Origin of the sequence: Streptomyces sp. NBC_00285, assembly GCF_036174265.1 — a bacterium.
GTDB lineage: Bacteria > Actinomycetota > Actinomycetes > Streptomycetales > Streptomycetaceae > Streptomyces.
The window spans coordinates 2009532-2035787 of the sequence record NZ_CP108055.1 but is presented as its reverse complement, the minus strand read 5'-3'; the positions used below and the strand labels follow the sequence as shown (position 1 = coordinate 2035787).

Here is a 26256-nt window from a genome sequence, read left to right as displayed (position 1 = left end):
CCAATGAAGATCCACCATCCTGACTCCTGCTGACCAGCAGGAGTCAGGATGGTGGATCTTCATTCCGGGCTCGGGTCCGGGTTTCGTTTCACTCGAAACCGGTCCGCGACAGAGGTGCCGGTGTGGTCGTGGGCATGAAGAAACGGGCTTCTTGCGGTGCCTGGTTATTGAGGCCGGTCACGAGCAGGGAGCCCCGTTGTCCGTAGGTGCCCCGTTCGTTCCGGTGGGCCTTCGCCGCGAAGGGTCGGTCACGGCCCAGCGGGTGTGGCGACCGTGCCGCGCGTGGAGTGGGCGAGCAGCTTGGTCACCAGCTCGCGCAGGATCAGCCGCTCGATGACAGTGAGTGGTTCCATCAGGTCGGCGGTCATCTGCGGGACGTGCGCGGCGAGGGCACGATCCAGCAGGTCGTTGCCCTTGTCGGTGGCCTCCAGGAGGGAGGCCCTGCGGTCCTCGGGGTGAGGGTGCCGGGTGATCAGCCCGGCCTCTTCCATCCGGGCCATCAGCCGGGTCAGGCCGCCGGAGGTGAAGGAGAGGTCCTGGGCGAGGCGGGCGCTGGTGGTACGGCGCTCCGGATGCCGCGCCAGACGCAGCAGCACCTCGAACTCGGACCCGCCGAGCCCGGCGGCCTCGCGGATCGTGCGATCGGCCCGTCCACCGAATGCGTCGGTCAGGCGCAGGATGTCGCCGTACAGGACGACCGCCCCGTCGTTCAGAAGCTCACTCATAAACCTGACGGTACAGCAATATATTTGCCCGCCATGTGGTGTTTTTTTGCAGATCAGGACAGCTGATCCGATACTTGAAGCTTGAAATATAGCTGCCTTTGCAGGTACTTTTCCTGCAGCCGATCGAACCGCACCGCACCGAAGGGACCATCCCCCCATGTCGCTCGGACGACGTCAGGTACTCGTCGCAGGCTCACTCACCGCCGCCGCAGGCGCCCTGGGCGCCGGAACGGCGCACGCCACGGGAGGCGGAGAGGAGACGAAGAGCCTGGAGCAGCTGTACCGCGAGGCGAAGGCGGAAGGCGGCTCGCTGATCGTCTACGCGGGCGGCGACACCGCCACCCAGCAGGACGGCAACAAGGCCGCCTTCGAGAAGGCGTTCCCGGGCATCACGCTGGACATCGTCGTGGACTACAGCAAGTTCCACGACGCCCGCATCGACAACCAGCTCGCCACCGGCACCCTCGTCCCCGACGTGGTTCAGTTGCAGACCCTCCAGGACTTCTCGCGCTGGAAGCGGGAAGGCGTACTGCGCTGCTACAAGCCGGCCGGCTTCTCCCGGGTACACCCCGCCTTCAAAGCCCCCGACGGCGCCTGGACCGGCATCTTCGTCGACGCGTTCTCCACGATCTACAACGTCGACAAGACCGGGGCCGCCGCGCCCGCCTCCGCCCGGGACCTCCTCGACCCCCGCTGGAAGGGGAAGATCGTCTCGACGTTCCCCAACGACGACGACGCCGTCCTCTACCTCTACAAGGTCATCGTCGACACGTACGGCTGGGACTGGCTGCGCCGCTTCGTCGCCCAGGACATCGCCTGGGTACGGGGCACCCAGGAACCCGCAGACCGGGTCGAGGCCGGCACCGCGGCCGTCGCCCTCGGCACCGACGGCATGCTGACCCCGGCCGACGGGGTCAGGACCCGCTTCGTCCTGCCGAAGAGCGACCCTTTCATGGCCTGGGCCCAGCGCGCCGCCATCTTCAAGGACGCCAAGCACCCGGCCGCCGCCAAGCTGTACCTGAACTGGTGGCTCGACAAGCAGACCCAGTCCGACTTCTACATGTGGTCCGTCCGCACCGACGTCGCCCCTCACGCCGGCTATCGCCCCATCTGGGACTACCCCAACGCCAATGTGAACGGCTTCGACACGTTCATGGCCGACCGTGCCCTCGTGGAACGCTTCCGGCAGCAGCTGACCCTCTACGTCGGCGAGGTCACCGGAGCACCGTCCCCGGGCTGGCTGGGATTGCACCCCGGACGCCGATGACATCTGGTCGCCCCTTCGGGCACCGCCTCGTCAGGCGGTGCCGGGACGGGCGACGTTCGGCATCAGCCCGCCAACGGCAGCAAGTGGATGCCCATGCCGGTCGACACGTTTTCCGTCTGGTGCTGAGACGCACCACTGGGAGCGCATTTTGCTCACCTGGCCCGACCCGATGGTGCCTATCCCTTAGTGGGCCGCACGTGGATTGCCCGACAGGTGAACACCCGTCAGGGGTGCATCCGGCGTCAGGTCCCGGAGACCACCGCACCGCCCTGGATGATGTGGCGGAAGTGCTTCGGCTCCGCCAGAACCCCGAGGTCGGCCAACGGATCTCCGTCCACCACCAGCAGGTCCGCGTGCGCGCCCACGGCCAATGTCCCGATCTCCCCCGTCAGGTTCAGCAACTCCGCCGCCGTCGATGTTGCCGAGCGGATCACCTCCAGCGGGGTCTGGACCTCGCCGCGCAGGCGGAACTCGTGGTTCTGGTGGCGGTGCATCCCGCCCAGCAGGTCCGTCCCGTACACCAGCTTCACGCCGCCACGAGCCGCACGCTCCAGGGCCGCCATGCCTGCGCCCAGAACCTCGTCGACCTTGCGCCAGCTCGACTCCGGCAGCCCGTGGTCGCGGCCCTCCTCCTTCAGCGCCCAGTACGTCACCAGCGTCGGCACCAAAAACGCCTCGTGGGCGAGGAACAGCGAAACGCTCCGGTCGTCCAGCAGGTTGCCGTGTTCGATCGAACGGACGCCCAGTTCCAAAGCGCGGTTGACAGCTCGGGCGGTGTACGCGTGCGCCGCCACATAACGGTTCGCCGCTGACGCTTCCTCGACGATCGCGCGCAGCTCCTCGGCCGAGTACTGCGTCGAGTCGATGCGGTCGGTCGGGGACGCGATGCCACCCGACGCCATCACCTTGATGTGGTGGGCGCCCTTGCGCAGCTCGTCACGGGCGGCCGCGCGGACCGCGTCGACGCCGTCGGCCACCCGGCCCAGGCCCACGCAGCACGGGTGATCGTCCTTCGCCTGCGTGCCGCGGGTGCGGCTGTCGCCGTGCCCGCCGGTCTGGCTCAGCGCGCGCCCGCAGAACAGCAGTCGCGGGCCGCGGAACAGCCCCTCCGCCTGGGCGTCGGCGAGGCCGTAGTCGGCACCCGACGCGTCACGGACCGTGGTGAATCCGCGGTCGAGCATCCGGCTCATCGTGCGCGCGGCATGAGCGGCCACATAGGACGGTGACAACGACGGCAGCGAGCCCAGATCCGCGGTCGACGCCGTGACGTGCACGTGCGCGTCGACCAGCCCCGGCAGCACGACCGCGCCCCGGACGTCGATCGAACGCACGTCGGCCGCGGCGAGACCGGGCCCCGCCTCCACGATCCGGCCGGAATCACACCGCAGGTCGCCTTCGGTGTACTTCCCGGACAGCGGGTCGAGCAGGCGGGCATTGCGCAGCAGCAGGGATCCGGTCACCGGTTCTCCTTCTCCAGGTTGAGCAGGGCGGACACGGCCGGCGGCGCGAGCGATTCGGCCACCACCACCGCATCGTCGTCGTAGGTGGCTTCCGCGTCGAGGATGTTGAGCACCCCGAGCGTCCGGCCATCGGCGATCACGGGGACGTGGATGATCGAGCCGCAGCCGAGCCCTTCGATCAGGTCGTGGTCGGCGAAGATCTCCCGCACTGCGTGAGTGGGGGTTCATCGGGACAGAAGCGTCCTGCGCAGCCAATCGTTACGAGTCGTGAGAGATGCCACGCTCACCCGCGCTTGTGGTGCGAAGGTGGCGAACCCGTGGAAACCGCCGGCCCACACGTGCAGTTCGGCCAGGTTGCCGGCAGCCCACAGTCGCGATGCGAATGCAGTGACCTCATCGCGGAATACCTCGGACGAACCAACTTCAAGATATGTGGGTGGCAATTCGGAGAGATCTGTGGCGCGTGCTGGTGCCGCGTATGCGGAAACCGTTGATCGCTCCGCACCCAGGAGGGCTTCCCATGCCATCAGGTTGGAGCCGCGGTCCCACAACGAGGTGCCATCGTAGTCGTGACTGGAAACGGATTCGTTCCGATCGTCGAGCATGGGTGAAAGTAGGCAGACCGCCAGAGGTGTCTGCAATTTTTCGTCCCGTAGACGCAGAGCCAGTCCGGCAGCCAATCCTCCGCCGGCGCTGCCGCCCATGAGGATCAGGCTGCTTGGGTCAACGCCGAGCTCAGCTGCATGTTCAACCACCCAGAGCCAGGTACGTCGTACATCGTTCGCGGCCGCTGGATATGGGTCCTCCGGTGCAAGCCGGTAATCGATGGTGAAAACCGGCACCTGCAACTGCTCCGCCAAGGTGACGAGGTCGTCCGCGCCGCCTAGCCGATGCCCCATCACCATCCCTCCGCCGTGGATGTAGAACACTCCGCAACCAGCAGCGGTCGACTCCGGCGAAAAGATCGTCATGGCGGATGCGGGACCAGTTTCATCACCTGGGACTTCGATGGTGCGTGCGGAGACCTGGCGACCGGCGGTGAGCTCGTCCAACCCTGGCACCTGCTGTTCGAAAAGGGACCGCGCAAATGGGACAACGTGCGCGGGCATGGTCGGACCGTAGGTGGCCATGAACTGATCGGCTGTGGGTTGAAGCTCGGAATCATACGGAACTCGAGTCATAGCGTTGCTCCTTTGCGTTCGGTGCGAGCTTCGAGGCTGCGAGTGCTCCCATGAAGTGACCGGACCGCCCGTCATGGTGATGACCCGGTCGGCTGCCACGATTCGGGGACCTTCGACGAGGGGCCGGCCTCGGCCGCTTTGCCCAACTCGATAGCGATTCCGTTCGCACCACCGTCGTCACGCACGGTGGTGACGGCGCATGCGTTAACAACCTGCTCGAAGAGGCCGGCGGGGCCATCATTCGCCCCGTGGACATGAGAGTTCACGTGGACATGAGAGTTGATGAGGCCGGGAATCAGGGAGCGGCATTGCCGTCGATTGCGGGTTTTTCGCCGATGGAGGGGGCGTTCTTGCCCTGGCCGATCCAGGCAGCGCGGCCTGCGTCCATCAGGACGCTGGGCCCAGCTTTGGGAATGCCCCCAAGGCCATCGACGAGGTCGGTGTTTGTGATCAGGGAACCGTGTTCATCTGATTCTCTTGTCTCATGACTGAATGAATCGAGAGATGGTCTGGAGGAATTCCTGAGTCTCTTCCACCAAAGGGTTGTGGCCGGAGTTCTCAAAGATGTGGAAGTTTGCATGGGGAATCCCCTTCACGATTTCTTCCGACTGTGATGGCGGTGTGACCCAGTCATACCTACCCGTGACAACAAGGGTTGGAATGTGAATGGCGCCCAGCTGTGCACGGACGTCATAAGAAGGCAGTTCGTGCTTCATGACGTGTTCAGCCACCTCGGGTCCGGCTATTACGCGTGCGTCCACAGCTTCCCTTTCGGCCAGCGGTGGGACCGTACGGTAGTAGAGGGGCCCGACGACTTCGGCCCACCTGGCGTACTTCTCAGGGGTAATGGTCCCCCCGAACAGAGCTGTTATCAGCTCCATCTGCTCTGCGCTGGCCACCTCGGCAACTTGTTTCATCGAGAGCGCGTGATATTCGTTGCTCGGCGCCGTGTCGGCCAGGATCAGCTTCGACAGCGAATCGGGATAGCGGACGGCGTACTGCAGAGCGACCATGCCGCCGAATGAGGCGCCAAGCAGCACAGGCGCCTCGATCCCGAGATAGAGCCTCAGCGCCTCGATGTCGTCGGCCATCTGTTCCAACGTGTAGGTGCTGACGTCTGCGCGGCTGGATCGTCCTGTGCCCCGGTGGTCGAAGTAGACGATCTGCGCCGTGTCCTGCAGGCCGTCGAGCCACGGTCGGAAAAGGCTGTGATCGCCTCCCGGGCCCCCATGGTGAACGAACAGCACCGGCTTCGATTCGAGACTCTTCTCCATTACAGAGAGACCCGATCCGACGACATCGAAGAAGAGATCAATACCGTTGATTTTGGCGAACATGAGATTCCTTGGAAGGTAGTGGTGCGCGATGCGGCAGGGATCTGGCTGTCATCCCTCTGCCGAGTGCGGTCACGTCGTCGCCACGGCGAAGGTGTCGGCGATCCAGTCGGTGATCAAGGTGCTGACGTGCGCGAGGTGGATCTAGCCCGATGTGCTCGGTGGCACCCTCGTTGGGGGTGGAGATCCGCAGGTCGCGGTTGGGGGCGTGGACGGCCTGGTCTCAGGTCAGGGAAGGGCGCGGACACTGCCGAACGCGATCAGCATGAAGGTCCTCCGGCAGTGGAAATGGTCAAAGCGTAGTGAGCGCTACGATTAAAGCAAGAGGGTAGCGCCTGCTACGGTTCTGTCAAGTAACTGTTCGGCGGCGGTTGCCGCGCATCGGAGGGAACCCATCGGTGACGTCGTCCACATCGGCTGATAACGCCGCTGGCGATCCCCTCGCGATCAGGCCGCCGTTGCAGAAACGCAGTCGGGAGGCGTGGGCACGGGTGCTCGACGCCGGGGTGGCACTGCTGGAGGAGGGCGGGTACGAGGCGTTCACGATCGCGGCAGTGTGCGACCGTGCCCAGGTGGCGCCGAGGGCGATCTATGCCCGGACCGACAGCAAGGACGCTCTGTTCCTCGCCGTCTACGAGCACGGGCTGGCCCGTGTCCGGGCCGACCACTCGGTCTTCGCCGACGCTGGGCACTGGCGGGACCTGTCGCCGGACCTGCTTGTGGAACGGGCGGTGCGCGCGGTCGCCGACATCTTCGGCCGGCATGCCGCGTTGCTGCGAGCGGTGATCCTCATCTCCGGAGCGCACCCGGAGATCCACCGGCGCGGTGCTGCCTACAGCGCAGAACTCGGCCGGCTCTTCACCGGCGTCCTGCTCGAGGTCGGCGAGCACATGGACCACGATGACCCGGAGCCGGCCGTGCGGGCCGCGTACACCACCGTCTTCTCCACACTCGTCGTCCGCGTGGCGTACGGACCGGCCATCGCCGACGCCGAGGCCGACGACGACGCCTTCCTCGCTTCCCTGAGCGACATGGCGTGCCGGTACCTGCTGCGGTCGTAGAGCTGCCGCCGTCACCGATGCAGAGCGCACGTCCGCGCGGTCACCACGGAGAAGCGGCGGCGCGTGGGCGGGGGCGGGATCGTGTTCTTGCTGATGCAGTCCCTGGTCATCCCGATCGTCCCGGACCTTCCGAAGCACCTGGGACCCTCGCCGTCGAACACTTCCTGGGTCATCACCGCCACACTGCTCGCGGCCGCCGTTGCCACCCCCGTGATGGGCCGACCGGGAGACATGGTCGGCAAGCGCCGCATGCTTCTGGTCAGCCTGGTTGTGCTGGTGGCGGGCTGACCGGGGTGGTGCGCTCCGCCGACAGCGGGGCCCGGTCGCCGACGCTGCGGTGATCGTGACCGATGTGCGCGGGGACGTTCTGGCCGACAACCAGAACTGTGAGTTCTTCTGCGGCCCGGGATGGGTTGCCGCCAGTCTCGGCGCCGATGTCCGGCAGACATCTCGGGGGAACGGCAGCCCCTGGCGGGACACCAGCCGCCGTACCGCGCCGGCCGTCAGATCTGAGCGTGAGCGCAGTAAACGGCGGTCGCGGTCCTGGCTGCGGGCACAGGTTCCCTACTTGAGGACTCCTACGGCTGATACCGGAAGCCACCGCGGCCGGAGCCGCTGCGCTCAGCCGACATCGGCCGGAGTGTTCAGTACTCGATCGTGGCCGGGCTCGCGGACCGGTCCGGTGAGGTGGATGGTGCCGGTGAGGCGGATGTCGGTGCTGGAGGCGCCGATCATGACGGTGATCTCGCCGGGTTCGACGATGCGGTGCAGGCCGGGACCGGTGTAGGCGAGGCGGTCGGTGTGCAGGCGGAAGGTGACCCTGCGCTGTTCGCCGGGGCCGAGCCGGACGCGCGCGTAGCCGGTCAACTGGGTTACTGGGCGCGGGAGCTGGGCGATGGGGTCGGCGGTGTAGAGCTGGACCACCTCGGAGCCGGGGACCTCGCCCGTGTTGCGGACCAGGCAGCTGATCTCGACCTCGCCGTCCGTGCGGATCTCCTGGGCGCTCAGCTCGAACCCGTCGTAGGCGAACGTCGTGTACGACAGTCCATGTCCGAAGGGGTAGGCCGGGGTGGGGTCGAGGTTGCTGACGCCCTCGGTGTTGCCGCCGAGCGGGGCGTGGAGGTAGGTGCCGGGTTGCCCGCCCGGCGTGCGCGGGATCTGGACGGGCAGTCTGCCCGAAGGGGTGGTCCGCCCGGAGAGCACACCGGCCAGGGCGGGGCCGCCCTCCTCGCCGGGGAAGAAGGCCTGGACGACGGCGGCCGCACGGTCGGCGTAGGCGCCGAGCGCGTACGGGCGGCCGGAGACGGCGAGGAGTACGACCGGGGTGCCGGTGGCGAGCAGGGCCTCGACCAGTTCGCCCTGGACGCCCGGCAGCGAGAGGTCCTCGGCGTCGCAGCCCTCGCCCGAGGTGCCCAGGCCGAAGAGACCGGCGCGGTCACCGACGACAGCGACGCACACCTGGGCCCGCCGGGCTGCCTCCACCGCCGCGTCGAAGCCGGCACGGTCGGTGTCCTTGACGGGGCAGCCCTGTTCGTAGCTGATCAGGGCGCGGGGCAGCTCCATGGCCAGGGCGTCGAGCAGGGAGAGCGCCTCGATGCCGTTGTCGTGGCCGGGGTGGTGGGGGAGGACGTGGTTGGGGAAGGAGTAGCAGCCGAAGAACGCGTTGGCGTCGTCGGCGCAGGGGCCGACCAGGGCGATGGACGCCGTGTCCGCGGCGAGAGGCAGGAGGCCCGCACGGTTGTCGAGCAGGATGATGCTCTGCTCGGCGAGTTCGCGGGCCAGGGCGCGGTGCGCGGGCGGGTCCAGATCGATCGGTTCCTTGATGTCGACCTCCGGGGTGAAGTCGGCGTCGAGCAGCCCGAGTTCGGCCTTCTGGTGCAGGACGCGGCGTACGGCCCGGTCGACCAGGTCCTCGGAGACGGTTCCCGCGCGGACGAGTTCGGCGAGTGGTTCGCCGTAGCAGAGGGTGTCGGGCAGTTCGACGTCGATGCCGGCCGTCAGGGCGCGGGCGCTGGCCTCGCCGTAGTCGGCGGCTATGCGGTGCATGGTGCGCAGGAAGGCGACGGACCAGTAGTCGGAGACGACCGTGCCCTCGAATTGCCAGTCCTCGCGCAGGAGTCGGGTCAGGAGCCCGGCGTCCGCGCCTGCGGGCATGCCGTCGACATCGGCGTAGGAGTTCATCACCGAGCGGGCGCCGCCCTCGCGTATCGCCGTCTCGAACGGCGGCAGGATCACGTCGGCGAACTCGCGGGGCCCCATGGAGACGGGGGCGTGGTTACGGGCGGCCCTGGAGGCTGAGTACCCGGCGAAGTGCTTGAGCGTGGCGACGATCCCCGCCGTCTCCAGTCCCCGTACATAGGCGGCGCCGCTCGTGGCGACCAGGTACGGGTCCTCGCCGAGGGTCTCCTCGACCCGGCCCCAGCGGTAGTCGCGTACGACGTCCAGGACGGGGGAGAGGCCCTGGTGGACGCCGACCCGGCGCATGCTCGTGCCGATCGCGTTGGCCATGCGTTCGACGAGATCGGGGTTGAAGGCGGCGGCCCAGGCGAGGGGGGTGGGGAAGACGCTCGCGCGGTGGGCGGTGAACCCGGTCAGGCATTCCTCGTGGGCGATGGCGGGGATGCCGAGCCGAGTGCTCTCCATCAACTCGCGCTGGAGGGAGGCGAGTTGGCGCGCTCCTTGGGCGGGATCGACCGGCTTGGTGCCGAAGGGGCGGGTGAGGTGGCCCAGGCCGTTCTTGCTGGCCTGTTCGAAGTCGGTGTGGCGGGCGAAGACGTCCTGCATCGGGGCCACGTTGCCGCTGACGCGCTCGACGCCGGGCCAGGCGCTGCCGAGCTGGGCCAGCTTCTCCTCCAGGGTCATCTCCGCGAGCAGGGCGTCGACCCTTTCGGGACGGGGGCAGGCCGGATCGGCCCAAGGTGTGGTCATGGTGCGTTCCTCGGGGTGGTGGCGCAGGACGGCGCGTGGGGTTCAGGAAGGAGAAGGGGTGGGCGGTGGTGCGGTGGAGGACCGGACGACGAGCTGGGTGGCCAGTTCCACCCGGTGGCTGTCCAGGGGTTCGCCCGCGGTGAGCCGGAGCAGGGTGCGCAGTGCGGCGCGGCCGATCTCGGCGAAGGGCTGCCGGACGGTGGTCAGGGGCGGGGCCGAGGTGCTGGCGGCGGCGGTGTCGTCGAAGCCGACGACGCTGATGTCCTCCGGCACGCGCAGCCCCTGGACCCGGGCGGCCTCGATGACACCGAACGCCTGTAGGTCGTTGCCGGCGAAGACGGCCGTGGGCGGGTCGTCGAGGGCGAAGAGCTCCAGGGCGGCCTGGTAGGCGGGTTCGAACCGGAAGGCCCCCCGCTTGATGAGGCGGGGATCGGGCGTGAGCCCGGCACTGCTCAGCCCGGCCTGGTAGCCGTGCAGCCGAGCGGTGTTGCACACGGCGTCATGCGGCCCCTCGATCATCGCGATCCGGCGGTGGCCGAGTTTCAGCAGGTGTTCGGTCGCGGCCATGCCGCCGCTGAAGTTCGTCGCGCCGATGCTGGGCACGGTGTCGTCGGGCTCGTTCATCGGGTCGATCAGCACCAGCGGGACACCGTGCTGCGCGAACTGCGCGCGCTGCCGGGCGGTCAGTTCGGACGTCACCAGGATGACGCCCTCCCGTCCCGCGTTCGCGACCTTCCTGGCCCAGGCGGCGCCCAGCGGATCGTCGGGCGCCGTGCCGATGACGACGTCGACCCCGGCCTCCGCCGCGGCCTGCGTCACACCCTGGGTGATCACCAGGTTGTTGGGGTTCACCAGCTGGTCGAAGGTCAGGTCGATGGTGCGGACCGGCGACTGCGCGCCCCCCGGACCCCGGGCCACGTACTCGTGGTCGACCAGCAGCCGCTCGACGCGTGCCCGGGTCTCGGGCGAGACGTCACTGCGACCGTTGACCACCTTCGACACGGTGGCCACCGAGACCCCGGCCGCCTCGGCGATGCCGGTCAGGGTCGTCCGCTCGACGACTCTCTTCGCCATGCTGGGTCCTTTCGAAGCTTTACGGGGAAGGTAGCGCAAGCTTTCGGAACGGTCCAGGGCGCGATTGGTACGGAAAGTTATTTCGTCAGGCGTATTGACCGACCGTAAAACCGCACCTAATTTGTCGGCCAGAAAACGCAGAGGTTTCGAAAAGTTTCGAATCGTATGTCGTGCTGCTGGCGAGCCCTACGAGCCGTCCGGTGCATTCGAACCTCTGAAGAGCCGAAGGAGCTCCCCATGCCTGCGAGAATCCCCTCCCGTGTCCTGGTCACCGCCTCGGCGGCGGTCCTGGCCCTGACCCTCACCGCCTGCGGCAGCAGCGGGCGGACCGCCGGCGGTGGCTCCGGTGACGGCGCGCTGGCGTGGGCACTGACCCAGGGCTCCGAAGCGACCTTCCGGGCCTCCGCCACGGAGTGGAACAAGGAGCACCCCGACAGCAAGATCAACTACCAGTACTTCCAGAACGACCCCTACAAGCAGAAGCTCCGCACAGCCGTCGGCGCGGGCAACGGCCCGGTCCTCTTCGAGAACTGGGGCGGTGGCGGCCTGAAGACCTACGTGGACGCGGGCAAGGTCGCCGACCTCACCGCCGATCTGAACGCCGACCCCGCGTGGAAGAACCGCATCTTCCCCTCGGTGCTGAAGTCCACCACCTTCGACGGCAAGACCTACGGCGTCCCGGTCAACGGCGTGCAGCCGGTGGTCCTGTACTTCAACAAGCAGCTGTTCGAGGAGGTGGGCGCCGAGCCGCCGAAGACCTGGGACGACCTCCTCGCCCTGGTGAAGAAGTTCAAGGCGAAGGGCATCGCGCCGATCTCCATGGGCGGCGCCTCCAAGTGGCCCGACCTGATGTGGCTCGAGTATCTCGTCGACCGCGTCGGCGGACCCGAGACGTTCGCCAACATCGCCGCCGGAAACAAGGGCGCCTGGTCGGACCCGGCCGTCCTCAAGGCCGCGGAGATGATCGAGCAGCTCGTGGACGCCGGCGGCTTCGCCAAGGGCTTCACCTCCGTCTCCGCCGACACCGGCCAGGCCGAGGCCCAGCTCTACACCGGCAAGGCCGCGATGATCCTGCAGGGCAGCTGGGCGTACGGCACGATGGCCACCGGTTCGCCGAAGTTCGTCTCCGCCGGCAACCTCGGCTGGTCCGGCTTCCCGTCCGTCTCCGGCGGCAAGGGCGACGCGAGCAACATCGTCGGCAACACGGCCAACTTCTTCTCGGTGTCGGCGCAGGCGAGCGCCAAGGACAGGAAGACCGCGGTGGCCTACCTCAAGGACGGCGTCTACAACGACACCTACATCGACAGCCTCCTCAAGAACGGCGACGTCCCGCCGGTGAAGGACCTCGACGCCAAGCTCAAGGCCACCGACAACGCGGACTGGACGACGTACGTCTACGGCCTCGCCCGCGACGCGAAGAGCTTCCAGCTCTCCTGGGACCAGGCGCTCACCCCCGAACTCGGCAACGAACTGCTCACCCACCTCGACCAGCTCTTCCTCGGCGAGATCAGCCCGCAGCAGTTCTGCGCCCAGATGGACGAGGCGGCGCAGGAGTGAGCGCCTCCACCGTCTCCAAGGCCCCGTCGGTGCGTTCCGGCGCCGACGGCCCGCCGTTCCTCATGGCCCTGCCGGCCCTGCTGCTGTTCGCCCTCTTCGCGCTCGTGCCGATGGCGATCGTGATCTACCTGAGCTTCACTCGCTGGGACGGTCTGGGCAGCCCGGCGTGGGCGGGAGCCGACAACTGGCGCGAGGCGCTGACCAGCGACGTCACCCGGCACGCCCTGTGGCTCACCGTCAAGCTGATGGTGTTCTCCTGGATCGTGCAGACCCCGATCAGCCTCCTGCTGGGCGTCTTCGTCGCCGGGAAGCAGCGTTATCGCGCCCTGTTCGCCGTCTTCTACTTCGTCCCGCTGCTGATCTCCACGGCCGCGATCGCCGTCATCTTCAAGAACCTCCTCGACCCCAACTTCGGCCTGGGCGCGGCCCTGAACCTGCCCGTCCTCGGCCAGGACTGGCTCGGCGACCCCCAACTGGCCTTCTACGCAGTGGTGTTCGTCATCACCTGGCAGTTCGTGCCCTTCCACACACTGCTCTACCAAGCCGGAGCCCGGCAGATCCCCGCCTCGCTCTACGAGGCCGCGTCGATCGACGGCGCAGGCCGCGTCGCCCAGTTCTGGCACATCACCCTGCCCCAGCTGCGCTACACCGTCGTCACGTCCTCGACGCTGATGGTCGTCGGCTCCCTCACCTACTTCGACCTGGTCTTCGTCCTCACCGGTGGCGGCCCCGGCTACGCCACCCGCATCCTGCCGCTCGACATGTACATCACGGGCTTCCAGAGCAACGAGATGGGCCTCGCCAGCGCCATCTCCGTGGTGCTCGTCGTGGCAGGACTCGTCGTCTCCCTCGCCCTCGTCCGGTTCTCCGGTTTCAGCCGGATGCGTAGCCAGCAGGCAGGTATGTGATGTCAGCGATCTCGCACGCCCCGTCCACCGATTCCCCCGGCATCTCGCCCCAGGACGAACCGCCGCCGGCACACCCGCGGCGCAACCCTCTCACCAGCCTGCGCCGCGCCAACCCGCTCGGTGCGTCGGGTGGACTGCTCTGGCTGGTGATCGTCCTGGTGCCGGTCTACTGGGTCGTCGTCACCAGCCTGCGGACCCGCGAGGGCTTCTTCGACGCCAACCCGCTCTCCGTCCCGTCGCACCCCACCCTGGAGAACTACCGCCAGGTTCTCGACAACGACTTCACGCACTACCTCCTCAACAGCACACTGGTGACGGTCGGCGCGACGCTGCTGACCGTCGGGGTCTCCTTCCTGGCGGCCTACGCGATCGTGCGCGGCACCAGCCGGGCCTTGCGCTGGGCGTTCAGCGTCTTCCTGCTGGGCCTCGCCATCCCGCTGCAGGCGACGATCATCCCGGTCTACTACCTGATCGCCAAGGCGCAGATGTACGACACCCTGGGCGCGATCGTGCTCCCCTCGGCGGCGTTCGCGATCCCGCTGACCGTGATCATCCTGGTCAACTTCCTGCGCGACATCCCCGACGAACTGTACGAGTCGATGCGCGCGGACGGCGCCGGCCACTGGCGCATGCTGTGGAGCCTCGCGCTTCCCCTGTCCCGCCCCGCTCTGATCACGGTCGTCATCTACGACGCCCTGAACGTCTGGAACGGCTTCCTCTTCCCGCTGATCCTCACGCAGAGCCCGGACAAGCGGACCCTGCCTCTCTTCGTGTGGAGTTTCCAGGGCGAGTTCACCATCAACGTCCCGGCGATCCTGGCAGCGGTGGTCCTCTCCACGCTGCCCATCCTCGTGCTCTACGTCCTGGGCCGCCGCCAACTGATCGGCGGGCTGACCGCGGGCTTCGGCAAGTGAGCGGCAACAGGACTGCGCGGGGCAGTCCGTCGGCTCCACCCGACTCGGGACAGAGGACTGCAAGACGCTCGGTGCAACTCCCGATCATGGAATACGCGTAGATGACCGGTGAGAACGTGACCAAGTCCGGGGCTGCCGAGTCCTCGAAGGCTGTGGCGGCCAGGGCTGAAACCGGTTTCGCTGTCAGAGAATCACCCAGCAGCGCGTGCCCCGGCCCCCTGCTCCTGGAGCAGGACCGGGCGGGGCTCGGTGGTGACGTCCAGCACGTCCACCATGCGGTTCAGTTTGCTGCGCGCGCGTGCCGCGTGGGCCCGGGGAAGCCGGATCTCAGCGGTGGCCCGGGCGGCGTCCGCCACCGAGTACGACAGCCCCAGCACCGGCATGCTGCTCAGGGTGGCCGCGATCCGTCCCAGCGCTCCACGACTGTCTCGCAGCGCCACGACAAGTGTGCACGCCGCGTCGTCCGGGGCCGGCTCGGGTTCGCCTGGAAGCAACGCTGCGTCGCCGTGCGCGCCGGCTCCGCACCGAGCGCGCCGGAGCCCGTACGTGAGCGCCTCACCCAGTGCCTCGCAGGACGCGGCGAGTACGTTGTCCGCGACGCCCACTGTCTGCCACACGCCCTGCCCGTCGGTGACACTGACCAGAACACGGATCCTCGCTGCGGTGCCGCGATGGCCCTCCAGGATGCGGACCTTGTAGTCGACCAGCTCGAACCCCGACACCTGCGGATACGCGGACAGCAACGCGCGACGCAGCGCGGCGTCGAAGGCGTTGACCGGCCCGTTGCCTTCCGCCGTGGCGACGACCCGCTCGCCCTGGGCGCGGAGTTTCACCGTCGCCTCAGCCTCCCGCGACGCGCCGGGCCCACCCTGCGTGATCACCCGCCAGGACTCCAGCTCGAAGTAGGTCTCCGTGCGGCCTTCGGCCTCCTCGCGCAGCAGCAGTTCGAAAGAGGCGTCGGCCGCCTCGTAGGAGTAGCCCTCCATCTCGCGCTCCTTGACCCGCTCCACGACCCGGCCCATCAGCTCCCGGTCACCACTCAGATCGACGCCCAGTTCCCTGCCCTTCAGCTCGATGGAGGCGCGTCCGGCCATGTCCGAGACCAGCATCCGCATGCTGTTGCCCACCAGCTCGGGATCGATGTGCTGGTACAGATCCGGGCCGACCTTGATCGCGGAGGCGTGCAGGCCTGCCTTGTGGGCGAAGGCGGAGACACCCACGTAGGGCTGGTGAGTGGCGGGGGTCAGGTTGACTGCCTCGGCGATGGCATGCGAGATCCGGGTCATCTGCCCGAGGGCCCCCTGGGGCAGCACCCGCTTGCCGTACTTGAGCTCCAGGGCCGCGACCACGGGGAAGAGGTCGGCGTTGCCCACGCGCTCGCCGTAACCGTTGGCGGTGCACTGCACGTGCGTGGCGCCAGCGTCCACGGCGGCGAAAGTGTTGGCGACCGCGCAGCCGGTGTCGTCCTGGGCGTGGATGCCCAACCTGGCACCGGTGCCGGCCAGTACGGCGGCCACGACCTCCTGGACCTGGGCGGGCAGCATGCCCCCGTTGGTGTCACACAGGACGACGACGTCGGCACCGGCCTCCGCGGCGGCCCGCACGACGGCCTTGGCGTAGTCGGGGTTGGCACGGTAGCCGTCGAAGAAGTGCTCGCAGTCGACGAAGACCCGCCGCCCCTGGGCGCGCACGTAGGAGACGGTGTCGCGGACCATCTCCAGGTTCTCCTCCAGAGTGGTGCGCAGCGCGAGTTCGACATGCCGGTCGTGCGCCTTGGCGACGAGCGTGATGACCGGGGCGCCGGAGTTGAGGAGCGCCTTGACCTGCAAGTCGTCGGCGGCCCGGGCGCCAGGGCGGCGGGTGGCGCCGAACGCGACGAGCTGCGCGTTCTTGAACGCGATCTGCTGCTGCGCGCGGGCGAAGAACTCGGTGTCACGCGGGTTGGCGCCGGGCCAACCGCCCTCGATGAAGCCCACGCCGAAGTCGTCCAGGTGCCGGGCGATGGTCAGCTTGTCCGTGACGGTGAGGCTGATGCCCTCGCGCTGCGCGCCGTCGCGCAGCGTGGTGTCGAAGACGTGAAAGTCGTCGTCTGTCATGGCGGGTGTTTCCTGTCCAGGTCTGCCGGGCCGGGGTGGGGCCGCTGCATGAGGGCTGCTGATGAGGAAAACAAAAAGACCCCTCGCGGAATGCGAGAGGTCTGCGTGCGGGCGGTGGGCTGCCTGGGAGGGGTCCCCTCCAGGTCACCTCGGTGCCGGCACGCTGGCGCTAATAATGAGCTGGCGCTGCATGGCGGGCATTCTCACACGGACCGGCCGCCGGGGATCGATCATCTCACGATGCGGGCACGCCGTCCGGGGTGGCACTCCGAGCTGACGGCTGAGAACTGAACGAGCGGTCCACCGCTCACTTCGTAGGCCCCTGCAACCAGGGCTGATGCGTTGTCAGCAGGTGATCTTGAGGAGCGTGGTGGCGTGGTCGGGGGTGGCCTGGACGGCGTGCGGGAACAGCAGGCCGGCTTCGACGGTGCACACCTTCAGCCGCCGGACCTCGCGACGTCCGTGCCCGGCGGTGCGGGTGCGGTCCAGCAGCGGCATCTGCCGCCAGGGCAGGCGGCGCAGTTGCCGGCGCAGCTTCTTCTGGTTGCAGTGACGACCAGGAGGTAGTGCCCGCCGGTGGCGACGATCTTCTTCGCGGTCCTTCGCTGGGTGTGCATGGCGTCGGCGAAGGGCCTACAACGGGTCCCGACCCGTCCGGGCTGACGTGCCCGGTGAGGGTACCGACCCTCATCCGCTGCGCCCGCCGGCGTGCTCCGTCTCGGTCGTCGCCGCGGTGCCGTCGTCCCGGTGTGGCTGCCGGTGCGGCCACCACACCTTGTCGCCGGCGTCCAGGAACAGGGCCGTCACCAGGACCGAGCGCACGATGAACGTGTCCAGCAGGACGCCCAGCGCCACCGCGAAACCGATTTCCGCGAAGGCGACCATCGGCAGGGTGCCCAGGGCGGCGAAGGTGCCGGCCAGGACCAGACCGGCGGAGGTGATGACCGCGCCGGTCGCGGCCAGGGCGGTGACCACACCCGGCCGTGTGCCCTGACGGGCCGCTTCCTCGCGGATGCGCGTGGTCAGGAAGATGTTGTAGTCGATGCCGAGGGCCACCAGGAAGACGAAGACGAACAGCGGGAAGTCGGTCGCCTCGCCCGCATAGTCGAACAGGTGGCGGAAGGCGAGGGCGCTGATGCCCAGGGCCGCCGCGAAGGACAGGATCACCGTTCCGATCAGCAGCAGCGGGGCGATCAGGGCGCGCAGCAGGGCGCACAGGATCAGCAGGACCACCGCGAGCACCAGCGGGATGATCACCATGTTGTCGTGCGTGGTCGCCTTGTCCATGTCGAGCAGGGAGGCCGTCCCGCCGCCCACCCGGGCGTCGGCGTCCGGCACCGCGTGGACGGCGTCGCGGACCCGCTCCACCGTCCGTTTCGCGGCCTCGCTGTCGGCCGGGGCGGTCATCGTGGCCTCGAAGAGCACCTTGCCCTCGTGCGACGGTTTCGTGCCCGGGGGCAGGCCGAGGGACGCGGCCACGACCCCGCGGGTGCCGGCCACCGCCTCGCGCACCTGGCGGGCCTGCGCCTGGTCGCTGACGACGACCAGGGGATCGCCGCTGCCCGCCGCGAAGTACTTCGCGGACACCTCCTGGCCGACGATCGAGTCGGGTTTCCCCGTGAACGCGTCCGCGTTCCCGATGCCCGCGGCGCGCAGCTGGATCAGACCGAGCGAGCAGATCGCGAGGATCAGCGCCGTGACCGCCCACACCAGACGCGGGCGCAGGGCGATACGGCGGCCGGTGCGGGCCCAGACACCGCTGTCGATGTGGTCGGGCGCGCCGGAGTGCGGAATCGTCGGCCAGAAGATCCAGCGGCCGAAGATCACCAGCAGGGCCGGGAACAGCGTCGTCATCGCCAGCAGGGCGACCAGCACGCCGATCGCGGCGACCGGACCGAGGCCGCGCGTCGAGTTCATCTCGGCGGCCAGCAGCACCAGCATGCTCAGAATGACGGTCGCGCCGGAGGCGACCACGGCCGGGCCCGCCCGGTGCAGGGCCAGGGCCATCGCCTCGTGGCGGTCCTCGTGGTGGTGCAGTTCCTCCCGGTAGCGGGCCACGAGCAGCAGGGCGTAGTCCGTCCCCGCGCCGAAGACGAGCACCGTGAGGATGCCCGCGCTCTGGCCGTTTACCGTCAGGCCTGCGTCCTGCGCGAGCAGGTAGATCAGGGCCTGCGCGGTGAACAGCGCGGCGATCACCGACAGCAGCGGGACCAGGAGGAGGCTGGGGCTGCGGAAGGTGATGAGCAGCATGACGACGACGACCGCCATCGCGGACAGCAAAAGCGTCGAGTCGATGCCCTCGAAGGCCTTGGAGAAGTCCGCGGAGGTGCCGCCGGGTCCGGTGATGTGGACGGCGAGGCCGTCGCCGCCCTTGCCCACGACGTCACGGAGGGAGTCGACCGCGGGGGCGATCTGCTCCCAGCCCTTCTCGTCATTGGTGATCGGGACGAGGATCTGGGCCGCGCGCGGGTTGCTCTGCCGGTCGTAGACAGGGCCCCGGGTCTCCGCGCCGCGGATGCCGTGTGCGGTCAGCCGCCTGATGTCGGCGGCGTCCTTGGCGATGGTGGCCTGTTCCCGGGGTGTGAGGCCGCTCGCGCGTGCGTAGACGACCACCGCGGGGATCTGTTCCGGCCTGAAGTCCTCGGACAGCTGCAGGACTTGGGTCGATTCGGCGGAGCCCGGCAGCCAGGAGGCCGCGTCGTTGTCCTGGGCGTCGGTGAGCTTGGAGGCGAGAGGCGCCGTCAGAAACAGCACCACCAGCCACAGTGCCAACACCAGCCACTTGGCACGCCGTCCGCAGACGAGATGCGCGATACCCCGATTGCCGCTCATGGCCACCCCCGCTGCCATCCGTCGAGCCGACCGGCCGCCCAGCATGGCATGCGCGACTCGTTCACAACATCCGATGAACGGCTTGGGTCTGGACCGGCGCGCCTCTTGGTGCCCGGGCATGGGAGGCTTGGGGCATGGCCGTGCAGATCAACCCCAGCATCCTGTCCGCCGACTTCGCTCGTCTCGCGGACGAGGCGAAGGCGGTGGAGGGAGCCGACTGGCTCCACGTCGACGTCATGGACAACCATTTCGTCCCGAACCTCACGCTCGGTGTGCCGGTCGTAGAGTCGCTGGCCCGTGCGACGGACACTCCGCTGGACTGCCATCTGATGATCGAGGCCCCCGATCGGTGGGCGCCCCAGTACGTAGAGGCGGGTGCCTCCTCCGTCACCTTCCATGTCGAGGCGGCCGCCGCTCCGGTCCGGCTCGCCCGCGAGATCCGGGCCAAGGGCGCCCGCGCCTCCATGGCGCTGCGGCCCGCGACGCCCATCGAGCCGTACGAGGATCTGCTCCCCGAGCTCGACATGCTGCTGATCATGACGGTCGAGCCCGGATTCGGGGGGCAGCCGTTCCTCGACATCATGCTCCCCAAGATTCGCCGCACCCGCGAGTTGATCAACAAGCACGGCCTGGAACTGTGGCTCCAGATCGACGGCGGTGTCTCGGCCGACACCATCGAGCGCTGCGCGGAAGCGGGCGCCGACGTCTTCGTCGCGGGCTCCGCCGTATACGGCGCGAACGACCCGGCCGAGGCGGTACGTGCACTGCGCAACCAAGCCGAGGGGGCGACGGCCAATGCCTCCTGGGCGTGCGGCCACTGAACCAAGGGAACGTGAACGGCTCTCATCAGGGCTGATCAAGTGCGCCGCATCTGCAAGGATGAACGGCGAATCCAGAGTGTGAACAGCAGTGAGGAGATCGCCGTGTCGGGTATGTCGGCTGGCCGGTCAGCCATGCGGATGGGACCCGCTGAGCTGGTGCAGGCGGCGGCCATGGCCCGCCGCTTCTACCTTGAGGGCAAGTCCAAGATCCAGATCGCCGAGGAGTTCGGCGTCAGCCGCTTCAAGGTGGCCCGGGTCCTGGAGACCGCCCTCGAACGGGATCTCGTACGCATCGAGATCCGCGTGCCTGCCGAGCTGGACGCCGAGCGCTCCGACGCGCTCCGCGCCCGCTACGGCCTCAGGCACGCCGTCGTGGTCGAGTCCCCGGCCGAGGCCCAGGACTCGCCCGACCCCGAGAACCTGGGAGAAGTGGCTGCCGACCTGCTCGGCGAGCTGGTCGACGAAGGGGACGTGCTGGGCCTTGCCTGGGGCCGTTCCACCATCCACATGGCGGCCGCCCTCGACCGGCTCGCGCCGTGCACGGTGGTGCAGTTGACGGGTGTGTACGACGCCGGAACCGCCGAGCGCGGTTCGGTGGAGGCGGTCCGACGGGCCGCCCAGGTGTCCGGCGGCGACGCCCACCCCATCTACGCGCCGATGCTGCTGCCGGACGCGGCCACCGCAGCCGCGCTGCGCAACCAGGCCGGGCTCGCCCGGGCCTTCGAGTACTTCGACAAGGTCACGGTCGCCTGCGTGTCCATCGGATCCTGGGAGCCGGGCATCTCGACGGTGCACGACATGCTCAGCGACGAGGAGCGCGGCCACTACGCCTCACTCGGGGTCGCCGCCGAGATGTCCGCGCACCTCTTCGACGCCGAGGGGCGCCGGGTCGGACGGGACCTGGGTGAGCGGTGCATCACCGTCAAGGCCGACCAACTGCGCCGGGTCCCCGAGGTCGTCGCGATCGCGGGCGGGCAGCGCAAGGCGGCGGCGATCGACGCGGTGCTGCGGTCCGGGCTCGTCACCAGCCTGGTGACGGACACCTCCGCCGCGGACTACCTGATGACGGCGGGGACTCCGCCGAAGCCGGCACTGAACCGGACGGACCCGGACGGGCCCTGACGGAGGGTCGGGCGGACCGGACGGACCCTTACGGACAGTCAAGGAGGGGCGGCCGTGGCAGCATCGGGACCATGCTGCTGCGGTTCGTCTCCCGGGTTCTTCTGTGTCTGCTCTTCCTGACAGGGTGTTCGTCGGGCACCGCCGATCCCGCGCGGACCGATGGCCCGGCCACCGTCCAGGAGGCGCGGCTTCCCCAGCAGGCCCGGGAGACCCTCGCCCTCATCGACAGGGGCGGCCCCTTCCCGTACGCCAAGGACGGCGCAGTCTTCGGGAACTTCGAGCGGCTGCTGCCCGAGCACCAGCGCGGTTACTACCACGAGTACACCGTCCCCACGCCGGGCTCGCGCGACCGCGGGGCCCGGCGCCTGGTCACCGGACAGGGTGGGGAGATCTACTACACCGATGATCACTACGACTCGTTCAGGGCGGTACTGAGATGACCCGCATCGCGGTGGACCTCGACGAGGTCTCGGACAAGGCCGGCCTGATGGATCGCGTCGCCGACGCCCTCGCACTGCCGGACTGGTTCGGCCGCAACTGGGACGCCCTCGCCGACTCCCTCTGCGACCACACCGTCTGGCCCGAGGGCGCGCCCGAGGAGGGGCTGGAGATCGTCGTACGGAACTGGCGACCGTACGCCAAGGGGCGGCCGGACGAGTGGGAGACGGCCGTCGAGGTCTTCGACGCCGCGGTGGACCGGACGCCGACGCTCTCGGTGGTGCTGGCACTGGGCGGGGCCGGCCACCAGCCAGGCCACCAGTCCGGCCTCTAGGACGTGTTTCGAAAGGTCCTGGCTCCGTCGGCCGGGACGGGCGTTCGGCCTCCCCCTCGAATGTCCGAGGCTGCTGGCAGAGTGTTCGGCATGGAGCAGCAGGAGCAGCGCACGTCGGTTCGCCTCGTTGTCATCGACCCCGACCTCGGTGCGCAGTGCGACCGGGTCGAGGAGCACTTGTTGGTGCCCTTGGCCGCAGCCGTCGACGGAGCGGGTGGGCACGCACTCCTCACGGACGGTCTCCCGGCCTTCCGGCGGGTCCGGGAGCTCCTCGCCGAGGCGGTGGCGCGGGGGCCGCGGGTGTGGACGCCGAACGGCCGCTGGGAGCATGAGGGCCTGCGCGTCGTCGATCTGCCCACCGAGCAGACGGACCTGCTGTACGCGCTGCTGCGGGAGCTGTCCGGGATGCTCGTGGCACCGCCGGACCTTCCCGACCCGGCAGGCGTGGTCGCCACGGTGCGCGCCACCGTCCTCTCGCCCGAGAAGACCGGCGTCGGCCTGGTCGGCGCACTGGCGCGGATCCTCTCGCTGGTGGACCTCGCCCCCGACGCCGACACGGCCGCGCTCTTCGCTGCACTGGAGGCGGCCGACGGCGAGGACGTGAGGCTGACCTATGCGCAGGACGAGGCGTGGCAGCGTCTTGCGCACCGGGTCACCATGCTGCTGACCGAGTCCGCTCCACTGCACCGTTTCCTCTATTGAGCATGGAGCGTGCATCGGGCTGCCGGTGTCAGAGGGAACGCCTGCGGCGCCGGACGAGGAGGAGAGCGGTGCCCACCAGCAGGGCTCCGGCGGATGCGGTGGCGACGAATGCCGGGTGGCCCGCGCCCGTCGCGGCGAGTGCGCCGTCGGCCGGTGTGGCCGGCGTGGTCGGAGTCGGCGACGCGGCAGAGGTGCCGAAGGCGAAGGTGACGCTGTCGTTGGAGGCATCCGGATCGTGGAGGGGTATGCCGGCCGGGCCGGGCCGTACGGTCGCCGTACCCGTGGCACCGTCGTACCCCTTGGCCGTCTTCACCCACAGCTGGAAGTCCTGGCTCCTGCCCGCGGCGATACCGAACTGCACGGTGCACACGTAGTGCCGGTGGCCCGCTTCGAAGGGCGCCGTCCTGGTGTCGTCGACCCAGAGAAGGCAGGGGCCGTAAGGGCCGTCCTCCTCCTCGTCGTGAGCGGTGCCGGTCACGACCGCGCCCTTGGGCAGGACGACGTCGACCACGGCGACGGACTTGTTGTCGATGCCGTAGACGGAGGCCGGTCCGTGGTTCACGGCGTCGAGGTCCAGGGTCCATTCGCCCGCCTTGCGGCCGGGCTTGGCCGTGGCGCCGGACGCCAGGTCCGCGGAGTTGTCGGCGGATACGGTGAACCGGCCTTCGGCGCCGTCCTCGAAGCCGTCCCCCGCTCCGGAGGCGCGCACCAGGGTGAGCGCGGGGCCGGTGCCCTGCCGGCTGCCGCCGCCGGGCTGTTCGTTCGGCTTGAGCAGCCTGGCCGAGTAGTCGACCACATCGGTCAGGACCCGCTTGCCGACCGTGGCGGACAGGGGGCTGCTCAGCTCGACGTCGGCGCCCGCGGGCACCGAGTCCGGGCCGACGGGGAAGACGCAGGTGACGGAGGCCTGACTGCCGGGATCGTCGGAGTCGGAGCTTCCGCCGTAGGTGCAGTTGGAGAACTTCTCGTCGAAGACCAGACCGCCCACCGATTCCCAGCTCAGCATGATGCGCCGGTCGGTCGCCAGGTTGCCGGTGTTGCGGAGCCGGAGCGGAAGGTCGAGACGGGAGCCGACCTTGGCGTCCGCCACGTCCGGGAGCTTCCCGACGGCCAGACGCGGGGCCCCGACGACCGCCTTCGTGTGCGCTGTGGCGCCGGTGGCGTGGTCGGCGGTGAGGGTGTACGTGATCGTGCCGCTGTCGCCGAGTGCGGCACCCGTCTCGGCACGCAGGGTGAAATCGACCGACTGGCGCTGGTAGACGTCCTTGTTGACACAGGTGAAGACCTGGCCGTCGGCCTTGCACCGCGGATCGTCGACCGAGAGGTTCGCGACGCCCGCCAGGCCGCGCGCGTCGATGACGAGCACAATGTTCGTGGGGAGGGGAACCTGCGCCCCGTCGTCCGCGAAACTCCAGCTCACAGTGGCGGGCTCCATCGCCGAACCCACGTTGAGCTGGTCCTCGGCGTCGATCGACGCGTAGGCCTGCGTCGGCAGGGGAGACGGATCCGCGGCCACGGCGGTTGCACCGGGAGCCAGAGCGAGCAGGACGGCAGCCAGGGCTGCCCCGAGCGCGGTGCACTTGCCATTCATGAACGTTTTGATGCCCGAGACACCCAGAAGGTTGCCCTCCGGTGGACCACGGGTGACAGCCGGTCCGGGGCCGGAAACGCCTTTGGACGTTGTTCCAAGGCGCTTGTGACCTGCCTGGACGAAGGTACCGGGTATGGCATTCCGCCTTGCATGGGACAATGAAGTACGTGCTCTCCCCCTGGCTGACCTGTCCGGGGGCCACTCTGATCGACCGGGATGTGCAGCACGTGCGTTTCCTCAACGACATCCAGCCCCCGTACGACCTGACGTACGACGACGTCTTCATGGTCCCGAGCCGCAGCGCCGTCGGTTCGCGGCAGGGCGTGGACCTCAGCGCCCCGGACGGCACGGGCACCACCATCCCGCTGGTCGTCGCCAACATGACCGCCATCGCCGGTCGCCGCATGGCCGAGACGATCGCCCGGCGCGGTGGCCTCGTGGTCATCCCGCAGGACATCCCGATCGAGGTCGTCACCGAGGTCGTCTCCTGGGTGAAGAGCCGCCACCACGTCCTGGACACCCCGATCATGCTGGCCCCGCACCAGACCGTCGCCGACGCGCTGGCGCTGCTTCCGAAGCGCGCGCACAACGCCGGTGTGGTCGTCGACGAGGAGGGCCGGCCCGTCGGTGTCGTCACCGACCGGGACCTGACAGGAGTCGACCGTTTCACACAGCTCGCCGAGGTCATGTCGCGCGATCTGCTGCTCCTCGACGCCGACATCGACCCGGGTGAGGCCTTCAGCCGCCTCGACGCGGCCAACCGGCGCTACGCCCCCGCCGTCGACCGGGACGGCCGCCTCGCCGGCATCCTCACCCGCAAGGGCGCCCTGCGCGCCACGCTGTACACCCCGGCCGTCGACGCGCAGGGCAAGCTGCGCATCGCCGCCGCCGTCGGCATCAACGGCGACTTCGCCGAGAAGGCCAAGCAGTTGCTCGACGCGGGCGTCGACACCCTTGTCATCGACACGGCGCACGGCCACCAGGAGTCGATGATCACCGCGATCAGGACGGTCCGGGCGCTCGACCCGCAGGTGCCGATCGTCGCCGGCAACATCGTGGCCGCCGAGGGGGTGCGTGACCTCATCGAGGCGGGCGCCGACATCATCAAGGTCGGGGTCGGCCCCGGCGCGATGTGCACCACCCGCATGATGACGGGCGTCGGCCGCCCGCAGTTCTCAGCCGTGATGGAGTGCGCCGCCGAGGCGAAGAAGTACGGCAAGCACGTCTGGGCCGACGGTGGTGTCCGGCACCCGCGCGACGTCGCCATGGCGCTGGCCGCCGGGGCGTCCAACGTGATGATCGGGTCGTGGTTCGCGGGCACCTACGAGTCGCCGGGCGACCTCCAGCAGGACGCGAGCGGGCGGCTCTACAAGGAGTCCTTCGGCATGGCGTCCGCGCGTGCGGTGCGCAACCGTACGTCCGAGGAGTCGTCGTACGACCGGGCCCGCAAGGCGCTGTTCGAGGAGGGCATCTCGACCTCCCGGATGTTCCTCGACCCGGCCCGCCCGGGCGTGGAGGACCTGATCGACTCGATCATCGCGGGCGTCCGCTCCTCGTGCACCTACGCCGGCGCGGGCTCCCTGGAGGAGTTCGCGGAGAAGGCCGTGGTCGGCATCCAGAGCGCGGCCGGCTACGCCGAGGGCAAGCCGCTGCACGCCAGCTGGAGCTGAGCTCCCGGGGACGGCCCCCGCCGGAGGTTTCGGGGGCCGTTCGCGTGTGCGGGCGTCCACGGTCGGCGCACGGACATCACCGGCGCGGCCCCCGTTGGGCCCCGGCCTCCGCGTCCGGACGATGGGCAATCCGTCCACCGTCACCTGGGTGGTCTTCGGGGTCCGGATGGCCGTCGGGCTCGTGTTCTACTTCGGTTACGGCCATCGCCGGTCCCGACCCGCACCACCCGAAAGCTGATCG

At 69.0% G+C, this 26256-nt stretch carries 23 protein-coding genes and 1 pseudogene; 13 read left to right on the top strand and 11 right to left on the bottom strand.

Features of this window, described 5'->3' with window-relative positions:
• Positions 1-248 precede the first annotated feature (248 nt).
• Positions 249-725, bottom strand: a complete 477-nt coding sequence (locus tag OHT57_RS09265; protein ID WP_328745597.1) for a MarR family winged helix-turn-helix transcriptional regulator — start codon at positions 723-725, stop codon at positions 249-251.
• 157 nt (positions 726-882) lie between these two features.
• Here OHT57_RS09265 and OHT57_RS09260 point away from each other — a divergent pair, with 157 nt between their 5' ends.
• Positions 883-1992 carry an ABC transporter substrate-binding protein gene (locus OHT57_RS09260; protein ID WP_328745596.1) on the top strand — a complete coding sequence of 370 codons (1110 nt, stop codon included), beginning with the start codon at positions 883-885 and terminating at the stop codon, positions 1990-1992.
• A 242-nt stretch (positions 1993-2234) separates the two neighbouring features.
• Here OHT57_RS09260 and OHT57_RS09255 read toward each other — a convergent pair whose 3' ends face one another.
• The 4 genes from OHT57_RS09255 to OHT57_RS09240 all read right to left on the bottom strand — a co-directional run bounded on the left by OHT57_RS09255 (position 2235) and on the right by OHT57_RS09240 (position 5970).
• Complete coding sequence (locus OHT57_RS09255) at positions 2235-3452, bottom strand: metal-dependent hydrolase family protein (RefSeq protein WP_328745595.1); 1218 nt, start codon at positions 3450-3452, stop codon at positions 2235-2237.
• Positions 3449-3661: a GAF domain-containing protein gene (locus tag OHT57_RS09250; RefSeq protein WP_328745594.1), complete on the bottom strand. Its 213-nt coding sequence runs from the start codon at positions 3659-3661 to the stop codon at positions 3449-3451. Before OHT57_RS09250 ends, OHT57_RS09255 begins: the two co-directional genes overlap by 4 nt.
• A 15-nt stretch (positions 3662-3676) precedes the next feature.
• On the bottom strand, positions 3677-4633 hold the full coding sequence (locus tag OHT57_RS09245) for an alpha/beta hydrolase (RefSeq protein ID WP_328745593.1): 957 nt from the start codon (positions 4631-4633) through the stop codon (positions 3677-3679).
• 482 nt (positions 4634-5115) lie between these two features.
• Positions 5116-5970 carry an alpha/beta fold hydrolase gene (locus OHT57_RS09240; protein WP_328745592.1) on the bottom strand — a complete coding sequence of 285 codons (855 nt, stop codon included), beginning with the start codon at positions 5968-5970 and terminating at the stop codon, positions 5116-5118.
• 455 nt (positions 5971-6425) lie between these two features.
• Here OHT57_RS09240 and OHT57_RS09235 point away from each other — a divergent pair, with 455 nt between their 5' ends.
• On the top strand, positions 6426-7028 hold the full coding sequence (locus OHT57_RS09235) for a TetR/AcrR family transcriptional regulator (RefSeq protein ID WP_328745591.1): 603 nt from the start codon (positions 6426-6428) through the stop codon (positions 7026-7028).
• A gap of 81 nt (positions 7029-7109) precedes the next feature.
• On the top strand, positions 7110-7316 hold the full coding sequence (locus OHT57_RS09230) for an MFS transporter (protein ID WP_328745590.1): 207 nt from the start codon (positions 7110-7112) through the stop codon (positions 7314-7316).
• 333 nt (positions 7317-7649) lie between these two features.
• Here OHT57_RS09230 and OHT57_RS09225 read toward each other — a convergent pair whose 3' ends face one another.
• Complete coding sequence (locus OHT57_RS09225; RefSeq protein ID WP_328745589.1) at positions 7650-9956, bottom strand: glycoside hydrolase family 3 N-terminal domain-containing protein; 2307 nt, start codon at positions 9954-9956, stop codon at positions 7650-7652.
• A 42-nt stretch (positions 9957-9998) separates the two neighbouring features.
• On the bottom strand, positions 9999-11030 hold the full coding sequence (locus OHT57_RS09220; protein ID WP_328745588.1) for a LacI family DNA-binding transcriptional regulator: 1032 nt from the start codon (positions 11028-11030) through the stop codon (positions 9999-10001).
• A gap of 237 nt (positions 11031-11267) precedes the next feature.
• Between OHT57_RS09220 and OHT57_RS09215 the strand changes: the two genes are divergently transcribed.
• The 3 genes from OHT57_RS09215 (at position 11268) to OHT57_RS09205 (ending at position 14409) form a co-directional block, all read left to right on the top strand.
• Positions 11268-12587 (top strand): extracellular solute-binding protein, encoded by a 1320-nt coding sequence (locus OHT57_RS09215; RefSeq protein WP_328745587.1) that lies wholly within the window; start codon positions 11268-11270, stop codon positions 12585-12587.
• A gap of 62 nt (positions 12588-12649) precedes the next feature.
• Positions 12650-13495: a carbohydrate ABC transporter permease gene (locus OHT57_RS09210; protein ID WP_328753158.1), complete on the top strand. Its 846-nt coding sequence runs from the start codon at positions 12650-12652 to the stop codon at positions 13493-13495.
• Complete coding sequence (locus tag OHT57_RS09205; RefSeq protein WP_328745585.1) at positions 13495-14409, top strand: carbohydrate ABC transporter permease; 915 nt, start codon at positions 13495-13497, stop codon at positions 14407-14409. The genes OHT57_RS09210 and OHT57_RS09205 overlap by 1 nt, the downstream gene beginning before the upstream one ends.
• Positions 14410-14600: 191 nt before the next feature.
• Here OHT57_RS09205 and cimA read toward each other — a convergent pair whose 3' ends face one another.
• The 3 genes from cimA to OHT57_RS09190 all read right to left on the bottom strand — a co-directional run bounded on the left by cimA (position 14601) and on the right by OHT57_RS09190 (position 19337).
• A complete protein-coding gene (cimA, locus tag OHT57_RS09200; RefSeq protein WP_328745584.1) occupies positions 14601-16505 on the bottom strand; it encodes a citramalate synthase in 1905 nt (634 codons plus the stop codon).
• A 345-nt stretch (positions 16506-16850) separates the two neighbouring features.
• Positions 16851-17003 carry a hypothetical protein gene (locus OHT57_RS09195; RefSeq protein ID WP_328745582.1) on the bottom strand — a complete coding sequence of 51 codons (153 nt, stop codon included), beginning with the start codon at positions 17001-17003 and terminating at the stop codon, positions 16851-16853.
• Between the two features lie 189 nt (positions 17004-17192).
• Entirely contained in the window at positions 17193-19337 is a 2145-nt protein-coding gene (locus OHT57_RS09190; protein WP_328745580.1) for an MMPL family transporter, read from the bottom strand.
• 134 nt (positions 19338-19471) lie between these two features.
• On the opposite strand from OHT57_RS09190, the gene rpe reads away from it, so the two are divergent.
• The 5 genes from rpe (at position 19472) to OHT57_RS09165 (ending at position 22754) form a co-directional block, all read left to right on the top strand.
• Positions 19472-20158, top strand: a complete 687-nt coding sequence (gene rpe, locus OHT57_RS09185; RefSeq protein ID WP_328745579.1) for a ribulose-phosphate 3-epimerase — start codon at positions 19472-19474, stop codon at positions 20156-20158.
• Between the two features lie 78 nt (positions 20159-20236).
• Positions 20237-21280: a sugar-binding transcriptional regulator gene (locus tag OHT57_RS09180; protein WP_328745578.1), complete on the top strand. Its 1044-nt coding sequence runs from the start codon at positions 20237-20239 to the stop codon at positions 21278-21280.
• A 71-nt stretch (positions 21281-21351) separates the two neighbouring features.
• Positions 21352-21720, top strand: coding sequence for a ribonuclease domain-containing protein (locus OHT57_RS09175; protein WP_328745577.1), 369 nt, complete (start codon positions 21352-21354; stop codon positions 21718-21720).
• Complete coding sequence (locus OHT57_RS09170; protein WP_328745576.1) at positions 21717-22052, top strand: barstar family protein; 336 nt, start codon at positions 21717-21719, stop codon at positions 22050-22052. The genes OHT57_RS09175 and OHT57_RS09170 overlap by 4 nt, the downstream gene beginning before the upstream one ends.
• A 90-nt stretch (positions 22053-22142) precedes the next feature.
• Positions 22143-22754 (top strand): hypothetical protein, encoded by a 612-nt coding sequence (locus OHT57_RS09165; protein WP_328745575.1) that lies wholly within the window; start codon positions 22143-22145, stop codon positions 22752-22754.
• A gap of 28 nt (positions 22755-22782) precedes the next feature.
• Here OHT57_RS09165 and OHT57_RS09160 read toward each other — a convergent pair whose 3' ends face one another.
• Entirely contained in the window at positions 22783-24345 is a 1563-nt protein-coding gene (locus OHT57_RS09160) for a hypothetical protein (RefSeq protein WP_328745574.1), read from the bottom strand.
• Between the two features lie 227 nt (positions 24346-24572).
• On the opposite strand from OHT57_RS09160, the gene OHT57_RS09155 reads away from it, so the two are divergent.
• A complete protein-coding gene (locus tag OHT57_RS09155) occupies positions 24573-26015 on the top strand; it encodes a GuaB1 family IMP dehydrogenase-related protein (protein ID WP_328753157.1) in 1443 nt (480 codons plus the stop codon).
• A gap of 76 nt (positions 26016-26091) precedes the next feature.
• Positions 26092-26253, top strand: a pseudogene (locus tag OHT57_RS09150) (amino acid permease C-terminal domain-containing protein); the annotation flags it as partial.
• Positions 26254-26256: the final 3 nt, after the last annotated feature.

Coding starts and splice junctions, on each gene's coding strand:
- OHT57_RS09165 (WP_328745575.1), top strand. CDS start 22,143: ATGGAGCAGCAGGAGCAGCGCACGTCGGTTCGCCTCGTTGTCATCGAC.
- OHT57_RS09205 (WP_328745585.1), top strand. CDS start 13,495: ATGTCAGCGATCTCGCACGCCCCGTCCACCGATTCCCCCGGCATCTCG.
- OHT57_RS09190 (WP_328745580.1), bottom strand. CDS start 19,337: ATGAGCGGCAATCGGGGTATCGCGCATCTCGTCTGCGGACGGCGTGCC.
- OHT57_RS09195 (WP_328745582.1), bottom strand. CDS start 17,003: ATGCCGCTGCTGGACCGCACCCGCACCGCCGGGCACGGACGTCGCGAG.
- OHT57_RS09215 (WP_328745587.1), top strand. CDS start 11,268: ATGCCTGCGAGAATCCCCTCCCGTGTCCTGGTCACCGCCTCGGCGGCG.
- OHT57_RS09225 (WP_328745589.1), bottom strand. CDS start 9,956: ATGACCACACCTTGGGCCGATCCGGCCTGCCCCCGTCCCGAAAGGGTC.
- OHT57_RS09220 (WP_328745588.1), bottom strand. CDS start 11,030: ATGGCGAAGAGAGTCGTCGAGCGGACGACCCTGACCGGCATCGCCGAG.
- OHT57_RS09245 (WP_328745593.1), bottom strand. CDS start 4,633: ATGACTCGAGTTCCGTATGATTCCGAGCTTCAACCCACAGCCGATCAG.
- OHT57_RS09210 (WP_328753158.1), top strand. CDS start 12,650: ATGGCCCTGCCGGCCCTGCTGCTGTTCGCCCTCTTCGCGCTCGTGCCG.
- OHT57_RS09170 (WP_328745576.1), top strand. CDS start 21,717: ATGACCCGCATCGCGGTGGACCTCGACGAGGTCTCGGACAAGGCCGGC.
- OHT57_RS09160 (WP_328745574.1), bottom strand. CDS start 24,345: ATGAATGGCAAGTGCACCGCGCTCGGGGCAGCCCTGGCTGCCGTCCTG.
- cimA (WP_328745584.1), bottom strand. CDS start 16,505: ATGACAGACGACGACTTTCACGTCTTCGACACCACGCTGCGCGACGGC.
- rpe (WP_328745579.1), top strand. CDS start 19,472: ATGGCCGTGCAGATCAACCCCAGCATCCTGTCCGCCGACTTCGCTCGT.
- OHT57_RS09175 (WP_328745577.1), top strand. CDS start 21,352: ATGCTGCTGCGGTTCGTCTCCCGGGTTCTTCTGTGTCTGCTCTTCCTG.
- OHT57_RS09260 (WP_328745596.1), top strand. CDS start 883: ATGTCGCTCGGACGACGTCAGGTACTCGTCGCAGGCTCACTCACCGCC.
- OHT57_RS09240 (WP_328745592.1), bottom strand. CDS start 5,970: ATGTTCGCCAAAATCAACGGTATTGATCTCTTCTTCGATGTCGTCGGA.
- OHT57_RS09265 (WP_328745597.1), bottom strand. CDS start 725: ATGAGTGAGCTTCTGAACGACGGGGCGGTCGTCCTGTACGGCGACATC.